The sequence below is a fragment of the Pseudomonas sp. 2822-17 genome (genome assembly GCF_002742485.1).
GTDB lineage: Bacteria > Pseudomonadota > Gammaproteobacteria > Pseudomonadales > Pseudomonadaceae > Aquipseudomonas > Aquipseudomonas cyclaminis.
Map to the genome: position 1 here is coordinate 1 of NZ_LJRZ01000303.1, position 231 is coordinate 231.

The following is a 231-nucleotide window of genomic DNA, read 5'->3' on the forward strand; positions in this document are numbered from 1 at the left end:
GTCTATATATGGCTGAAGCACATCCATTTGTCCATCCCTGAAGAGGTGGGCGTTATTATCTGTAGGAGATCCTCCAATTAACACATATTTACCTTGTGGTACGAGATCCACTATATATTCCGCTTGCATTTGTCCTACGCGGAAGTTATCAAACGACATGTACACATCTACATCAGCGTTATTAACCATTCGGTCATACGCTAATACTGGAATATCAGCATTTTTTGCTGA

The 231-nt window shown here is 40.7% G+C and carries 1 protein-coding gene; it reads right to left on the bottom strand.

Annotated features, from left to right (window positions below; genetic code table 11):
• On the bottom strand, positions 1 to 231 hold a 231-nt coding region (locus AOA60_RS07520; RefSeq protein ID WP_143522394.1), incomplete at both ends, for a substrate-binding domain-containing protein.